Source organism: Hydrocarboniphaga sp. (genome assembly GCF_028291725.1).
Classification (GTDB): domain Bacteria; phylum Pseudomonadota; class Gammaproteobacteria; order Nevskiales; family Nevskiaceae; genus Hydrocarboniphaga.
In genome coordinates, this window is record NZ_JAQGNT010000116.1 from 23570 (window position 1) to 30932 (window position 7363).

General features: G+C 62.0%; 6 protein-coding genes. 2 read left to right on the forward strand and 4 right to left on the reverse strand.

Features of this window, described 5'->3' with window-relative positions:
- Positions 1-185: 185 nt before the first annotated feature.
- On the reverse strand, positions 186-674 hold the full coding sequence (locus JWQ90_RS28635; protein ID WP_299698511.1) for a transposase: 489 nt from the start codon (positions 672-674) through the stop codon (positions 186-188).
- 244 nt (positions 675-918) lie between these two features.
- Here JWQ90_RS28635 and JWQ90_RS28640 point away from each other — a divergent pair, with 244 nt between their 5' ends.
- Positions 919-1554, forward strand: a complete 636-nt coding sequence (locus tag JWQ90_RS28640; protein ID WP_299698512.1) for a DUF1326 domain-containing protein — start codon at positions 919-921, stop codon at positions 1552-1554.
- Between the two features lie 9 nt (positions 1555-1563).
- Positions 1564-2358, forward strand: a complete 795-nt coding sequence (locus JWQ90_RS28645) for a DUF2182 domain-containing protein (RefSeq protein WP_299698513.1) — start codon at positions 1564-1566, stop codon at positions 2356-2358.
- Between the two features lie 5 nt (positions 2359-2363).
- On the opposite strand, the gene JWQ90_RS28650 is transcribed toward JWQ90_RS28645, so the two are convergent.
- From JWQ90_RS28650 to JWQ90_RS28660, 3 genes are read right to left on the reverse strand one after another with little or no spacing between them, the layout of a single operon-like run.
- The gene (locus JWQ90_RS28650) at positions 2364-3890 is read right to left on the reverse strand and encodes a SpoVR family protein (protein WP_299698514.1); all 1527 of its coding nucleotides are present in this window, start codon (positions 3888-3890) and stop codon (positions 2364-2366) included.
- Positions 3891-3930: 40 nt separating this feature from the next.
- Positions 3931-5157, reverse strand: coding sequence for a YeaH/YhbH family protein (locus JWQ90_RS28655; protein ID WP_299698515.1), 1227 nt, complete (start codon positions 5155-5157; stop codon positions 3931-3933).
- 33 nt (positions 5158-5190) lie between these two features.
- A complete protein-coding gene (locus JWQ90_RS28660) occupies positions 5191-7113 on the reverse strand; it encodes a PrkA family serine protein kinase (RefSeq protein ID WP_299698516.1) in 1923 nt (640 codons plus the stop codon).
- Positions 7114-7363: the final 250 nt, after the last annotated feature.

Here is a 7363-nt window from a genome sequence, read left to right on the forward strand (position 1 = left end):
GGTCATCCGGTCGCTCGCTGACAAGGCCCGCGAGAGCGTTGGTTCATGGCCCGAAGCCGTGGGTTCGAGGTGTTGAATTCCTCGGATGGGCGGGGAGAGCAAGCGTAGGGTGGGCAAAGCGTAGCGTGCCCACGCTTTCACCGCCGTTCGCCTGCCGAGATAGAAGGTTCTTCCGATGCTCCTGCTCAATCCAAGCTCAGCAGGCCTCCCTCCACATATCGGTGAAAGCTTGAATAAGGCCAGTCCGCAACTCGGCTGACATGGGCGTGTTTGACCGGGTTGTAGTGGATGTAATCGACATGTTGCTCCAAGTCCCGCTCGTCTCGAAATCGGTGCTCCCAGAAGCGCCGCTGCCAGATGCCTTTTTCGCGTCGGTTCGACTTGCTCGCGCAGCGGGTGGCCGATGCGGGGAGGCCTCGCGAGAAGCCGGCTTTAATCTGGCTCCATCGAGTTGAGAAATCCGCGTCGTCCGGCGGCAAGGTCCAGATCGCATGCAGGTGATCAGGCAGGATGCAGATCGCGACGGTGTCGAACGGCCGTTGCCGCTGCACTTGGCCATACGACTGCCGAAGCCGGTCGATGTGTTCGGCCAACAGGTGGCCAGATCGATCGGCAAGGGCGACGGTGAAGAAATAGGTCGCGCCAGCGACCATGTTGCGACGATAACGGGACATACCTGCATTGTGTAGGGCGTCGCGTGGGCACGCTACGCTTTGTCCACCCTACCATTGGGCCAGGTGAAGTCGATGAGCGTCGGCTGTTGGCACATATACCTCGGTCGCGAGTCGCCTGAATCAGCCCTAATCGGACGGTCACGCCTGTGGAATGTGATTCGGCGGGAGAAGCGGAGCGTATCCCGCCGCACGGGCTCCAAGGGCGTATATTCCAAGGACTTCAGGTATCACTCAGGAGGACACCATGGCATTCGTCGAATGGTCGATGCAAGGGACCCAGGTATCGCATTGCAACTGCAATATCGGTTGCCCCTGCCAGTTCAACGCGCTGCCGAGTCACGGCCATTGCCGCGCATACATGTTCGTACAGATCGACCAGGGGCATTTCGGCGACGTCCAACTGGATGGCCTGCGTTGGGGTGGCCTGTTCGCCTGGCCGGGCCCGATTCATCTGGGCAGCGGCACGGCCATGGTGGTCGTCGACGACAGTGCCAGCGGGCCGCAGAAGGCCGCGATCGAAGCCATTGCCAGTGGGCAGGAAACCGATCCGGGCAGCCTGATCACGCAAGTCTTCAGCACCACGCTGACCAAGGTATTGCCGACACAAGTCAGCCCTATCGAACTTTCAATCGATTACAAGGGGCGCGCTGCACGCGTGCGCGTCAGCGACCTGCTCGACGGCAGGGCGGAATCGATCAGGAACCCCATCACCGGCGAGGCGCATGCGGTCAGCGTGAAGATTCCGCGGGGCTTCGAATATGAGGAAGCCGAATTCCTGATCGGCAAGGCCAGAACCTCCGGGCCGATCGAACTCAACTTCGACGATACGCATGCGCATATCGCGAAGCTGCACTGGGGCACCCACGGCGTCATCCGGTAGTTCGCGAAAGTGTCCGGCGCTGCAGCCTCACCGACGGCGGTCGAGGCCCTGCTGCGCCGCGAGCGCCTGCTGTATCTCGCCGCTCCGCTGACGGCGGCCACGCTGGCCTGGGTCTGGCTGGTCCCGGCCGCACTCGACATGTACGGCTCCATGAGCGGGCTTTCAATGTGGATGATGGCGGCGCATTGGGACCTGCGCTACGGCGCGCTGATCTTGCTGATGTGGACGGTGATGATGGCGGCGATGATGCTGCCGTCGTTGGCGCCGGCTCTATTGCTGTACGGCGGGATATGTCGCAGCGACACGGCCGGCGGGCCGCCCGCTTTGCGCGTCTATGCATTCGCGGCCGGCTATATGCTCGCCTGGGCCGCGTTCAGCGCGGCAGCGACCTTGCTGCAGTGGCAGTTGTTTCAGCGCGGCCTGCTCAACCCGATGATGGAGCTGAGCGATGCACGAATCAGTTCCGCCGCACTGATTCTGGCCGGCGTTTTCCAATGGACGCCGCTCAAGCGTAGCTGCCTCTCGCGCTGCCGCTCTCCGGCCGGGTTCATCAGCGAAAACTGGCGCCGCGGTGCCGGTGGCGGACTGCGACTCGGATTTCACTACGGCCTGTTCTGCCTGGGCTGTTGCTGGGCCTTGATGGCGGTGCTGTTCGTTTGCGGAATAATGAATCTCGCCTTCATTGTCCTGATCAGCATTCTGGTCGCACTGGAGAAGTCGACGCCCTGGGGTGTCGCCGCAGCCAGGCTCATTGGAGCTTCGTTGATTGCGTCGGGCGTCTACAGCCTAGCCTTTACCGGGTGAGCCGCTCAGGCCCGAGTCTCGCGCTGTTCCAGCACCTTGCCGTTGTCGTCGATGGTCTGCAGCCGGACGTTGAAGCCCCATAGCCGCGACAGGTGCTTGAGCACTTCGGACGAGCTGCTGTCGTCGAGCGGGCGGCCGCGGTGGCGGCGGTGGGCCAGGGTCAGCGAGCGGTCGCCGCGGTGGTCGTAGCGCGTGACCTGGATGTCCGGCACCTGGCCGTCGCGGTTGTACTGGTGGGACAGCAGCTGGCGGACGCGGCGATAGCCCTGCTCGTTGTGGATCGAGTCGACCAGCAGATGCTCGTCGTCCTCATGGTCGGCGATTGCGAAAAGGTGCAGTTCGCGGATCAGCTTCGGCGACAGGAACTGGCCGATGAAGGACTCGTCCTTGTAATTGCGCATCGCGAAGTCCATGACCTTGAGCCAGTCGCCACCCGCGATGTCGGGGAACCAGTCGCGGTCTTCCTGCGTCGGGTTTTCGCAGATGCGGCGGATGTCGGTCATCATCGCGAAGCCCAGCGCATATGGATTGATGCCGCCGTAGCCGCGCTGGTCGAAGCCGCGCTGCGCGATCACGTTGGTGTGCGAGGACAGCACTTCGAGCATGAAGCCGTCGTCGACCAGGCCCTTGTCGAACAGCCGGTTCAGCAGCGTATAGTGCCAGAACGTGGCCCAGCCCTCGTTCATGACCTTGGTCATGCCCTGCGGATAAAAATACTGCGCCATCTTGCGCACGATGCGCACGATCTCGCGTTGCCAGGGCTCCAGCTTGGGCGCGTGCTTCTCGATGAAGTACAGCAGGTTTTCCTGCGGCTCCGGCGGATAATTGGGCTCGGCGCCCGGCTTGCCGCCTTTGCCGGCGCCCTTGCTCGGCAGCGTGCGCCAGATGTCGTCGTACTGGGTGCGCGCGTACTCTTCGCGCTCGCGCTGACGCAGCCGTTCTTCGTCGGCGGACAGCGGTGTCGGCTGGCGGTAGCGATCCACGCCGTGGCTCATCAGTGCGTGGCAGGAGTCCAGAGTCGCCTCCACGGCTTCGTGGCCATAGCGCTCCTCGCACTTCATCACGTAGTTACGCGAGAACACCATGTAGTCGATGATCGCGTCGGCATTGGTCCACTGCCGAAAAAGATAATTGCCTTTGAAGAATGAATTGTGGCCGTAGCAGGCATGCGCAATCACCAGCGCCTGCATCGGCAGGCTGTTCTCCTCCATCAGGTAGGCGATGCAGGGGTTGCTGTTGATGACGATCTCGTAGGCCAGCCCGCGCTGGCCCTTGCGATACATCTGCTCGTTGCGGATGAACTCCTTGCCGTAGCTCCAGTGCGGATAGCCGATCGGCAGGCCCAGCGAGGCGTAGGCATCGAGCATCTGCTCGGACGCGATCACCTCGATCTGGTTCGGGAAGATGTCGAGCTTGTACTCGTTGATCGCGATGTCGGCGATGGCGCGGTCGTAGGTTTCGAGCAGCTCGAAATCCCACTCGGCACCGGTGGAAATCAGCTTGCTGCCGAGGCCCGGCTCTAGAGCGTTCATGCGGGGTCCCCGCATCGTTGCGGTTTACTTTGTGGGGTGCTCATGCGGCTTCCCGTTTGAACAGCTCGCGAAGCACCGGGTAGACGTCGCCCTTGCTGGTTACAGTGGACATCGCGAACTTGTCGCTCTCGATGCGCTGGTAGGCGTAGGACAGCGGGCTGGTGCGCATCGGGTCGTCCGGCACCTCGATATAGGCGAAGTAGCGTGACAGCGGCAGCAGCTGCTCGTTCATGAACGCGCGGCTCTTCTCGGGGTCGGCACCGAAGGCATCGCCGTCCGAAACCTGGGCGCCATAGATGTTCCAGGCATCCGAAGGGTAGCGCGCGACCGCGATCTCCTGCATCAGCTTCAGCGCCGACAGCACCACGGTGCCGCCGCTCTGCTGGTCGTGGAAGAAGCCCTGCTCGTCGACTTCCTGGGCGTTGTCGGTGTGGCGGATGAACACCAGCTCGACGCGCTGGTACTTGCGGGATAAAAATAAATACAGCAGCGTGAAGAAGCGCTTCGCCAGATCTTTCTTGGCTTCGGTCATCGACGCCGAGACGTCCATCAGGCAGAACATCACCGCGCGCGAAATCGGTAGCGGCACTTTCACCCGGTGGCGGTAGCGCAGGTCGAATTCGTCGAGGAACGGGATGCGGTCGAGCCGGCGCTGCAGCTCGGCGATCTCATCGTCGGCCGGGACTTCGGCCGCTTTCAGCGCCTGCATCTCGCGCCGCAGCGGCGCGCCGATCGCGATGCGCCGCGCCATCGCCTGGCGCAGCGAACGGGCCACCGACAGATTCGCCGGCACGCCGCTTGGCGTGTAGCCGGCGCGTTGCATCTTGTATTCGCGCACGTCGCCGACCGCGTTGCGGATCAGGTGCGGCAGCTCGAGATCGTCGAAGAACAGGTTCATGAACTCTTCGCGCGACAGCGAGAACACGAAGTCGTCCTGGCTGGAATCACCGCCGCCTTCGCCGTCACCCGAGCCACCGCCGCCACCGCCGCCATCCGGGCGCTGCAGCTTGTCACCGCGATTGAACTTGCGGTTGCCCGGCAGCACCATCTCGCGGTCGCCGCCCTGGCCGTGGTGGAACGTCGGCTCGCCAATATCCTTGGTCGGGATATTGACGTCGCCGCCGCGGTCCATGTCGGTGATCGAGCGCTTGGATATCAGGTCGCCGACCGACTTGCGGATCTGCTCCTTGTAACGCCGCAGGAAACGCTCGCGGTTGACGGCGCTCTTGTTGCGATCATTCAAGCGACGATCGATCACGATCGACATCGAGTCTTCTCCTCCGCTTAAAGCGGAACTCAACTACGCTGACTTGCGAACTCGCAAATACCACTCGGACAGCAGACGCACCTGCTTCTCGGTGTAGCCCTTCGTCACCATGCGGGTGACGAAGCTTTCGTGCTTCTTCTTGTCCTCGGCCGAAGCCTTGGCGTTGAAGGAGATCACCGGCAGCAGCTCTTCGGTCGAGGAGAACATCTTCTTCTCGATCACTTCACGCAGCTTCTCATAACTGGTCCACTTCGGGTTCTTGCCGCCGTGCTGGCTGCGCGCGCGAAGCACGAAGTTGACGATCTCGTTGCGGAAGTCCTTCGGGTTGGCGATACCGGCGGGCTTTTCGATCTTCTCGAGCTCGGTGTTCAGCGAGCCGCGGTCGAAGGATTCGCCGGTTTCCGGGTCCCGGTAATCCTCGTTCTGTATCCAGTAGTCGGCAAAGGTCACGTAGCGGTCGAAGATGTTCTGGCCGTATTCCGAGTACGACTCGAGATACGCGGTCTGGATTTCCTTGCCGATGAACTCGGCATAGCGCGTCGCCATGTAGCCCTTGATGAACTCCAGGTAGCGGCGCTGGGTTTCCTCAGGCAGCTGCTCGCGAAGGATGCGCTGCTCCAAAACGTACATCAGATGCACCGGATTGGCCGCGACCTCGGTCTGGTCGTAGTTGAACACCGCCGACAGCACCTTGTACGCGAAGCGCGTGGACATGCCGGTCATGCCCTCGTCAATGCCGGCGTAGTCGCGGTATTCCTGGTAACTCTTCGCCGCCGGATCGGTGTCCTTCAGGCTCTCGCCATCGTAGACGCGCATCTTCGAGAAGATGCTGGAATTCTCCGGCTCCTTCAGACGCGTCAGCACCGAGAACTGCGCCATCATGTCGAGCAGGCCCGGCGAGCACGGCGCGTTGTGCAGCGAGCTGTTCTTCAATAGCTTGCGGTAGATATTGACCTCTTCCGACACCTGCAGGCAGTACGGCACCTTGACGATGTAGACGCGATCCAGGAAGGCTTCGTTGTGCTTGTTGTTGCGGAAGGTCTGCCACTCGCTCTCGTTGGAGTGCGCCAGGATGATGCCGTTGAACGGGATCGCGCTGAAGCCCTCGGTGCCCTTGAAGTTGCCTTCCTGGGTCGCGGTCAGCAGCGGATGCAGCATCTTGATCGGCGCCTTGAACATCTCGACGAACTCGAGCATGCCCTGGTTGGCCTGGCACAGGCCGCCGGAGTAGCTGTAGGCGTCGGGATCGTCCTGGCTGAACACTTCCAGCTTGCGGATGTCGACCTTGCCGACCAGCGAGCTGATGTCCTGGTTGTTCTCGTCGCCGGGCTCGGTCTTGGCGATCGCCAGCTGTTTGAGCACCGAGGGCTGGATGCGCACGACGCGGAATTTCGATATATCGCCTTCGGTCTCCTCCATGCGCTTCAGTGCCCAGGGCGAGGCGATACCGGACAGCACGCGGCGCGGGATGCCGTACTCGGCCTCCAGCGTCGGGCCGTCGCGATCGGGCGAGAACAGGCCCAGCGGGGATTCGTTGATCGGCGAACCCTTGATCGCATAGATCGGAAAGGCCTCCATCAGGGTTTTCAGCCGTTCGGCGATCGACGATTTGCCGCCGCCGACCGGGCCGAGCAGATACAGCACCTGCTTGCGCTCCTCCAGGCCCTGAGCGGCGTGCTTGAAGAAGGCGACGACCTGCGCGATCACCTCCTCCATGCCGTAGAACTCGCGGAACGCCGGATAGCGCCGGATCACGCGGTTGGAGAACAGCCGCGACAGGCGCTGATCGTTGCGCGTGTCGATGACCTCGGGCTCGCCGATCGCGGCGAGCATGCGTTCGGCCGGCGTGGCATAGGCCAGCGGGTCGTTCTTGCACAGGAGCAAATACTCTTCGAGCGACATTTCCTCGTCGCGTCCCTTGAGGTACTGCTCGCGAAAACTATTCAGCAAACCCATGATCGTTTCTCCACTTTTGCCGACATCGATGCCTTGATGGAATGACACTTATCACTATTCGCCGAAGTAGCTTTACAGCCGCTTTCTTCGGCGTGCATATGAACCGTGCAATGAACTGGTTGCAAGCCCTGCGCTAGCCATTCCTTGGACCGCGCGTGCGGTAGAAATTCCCTAACGAACGGCTCAGCGCATACCACGCCTGGCTCTGAGCTGGGCTTGAAGTCGTAAAGAGCAATGCCTGGAGTGCCGA

What these genes read in the sequence shown, in the direction of transcription:
- JWQ90_RS28635 (WP_299698511.1), bottom strand. Translation starts at nt 674, where the DNA reads ATGTCCCGTTATCGTCGCAACATGGTCGCTGGCGCGACCTATTTCTTC.
- JWQ90_RS28640 (WP_299698512.1), top strand. Translation starts at nt 919, where the DNA reads ATGGCATTCGTCGAATGGTCGATGCAAGGGACCCAGGTATCGCATTGC.
- JWQ90_RS28655 (WP_299698515.1), bottom strand. Translation starts at nt 5,157, where the DNA reads ATGTCGATCGTGATCGATCGTCGCTTGAATGATCGCAACAAGAGCGCC.
- JWQ90_RS28660 (WP_299698516.1), bottom strand. Translation starts at nt 7,113, where the DNA reads ATGGGTTTGCTGAATAGTTTTCGCGAGCAGTACCTCAAGGGACGCGAC.
- JWQ90_RS28650 (WP_299698514.1), bottom strand. Translation starts at nt 3,890, where the DNA reads ATGAACGCTCTAGAGCCGGGCCTCGGCAGCAAGCTGATTTCCACCGGT.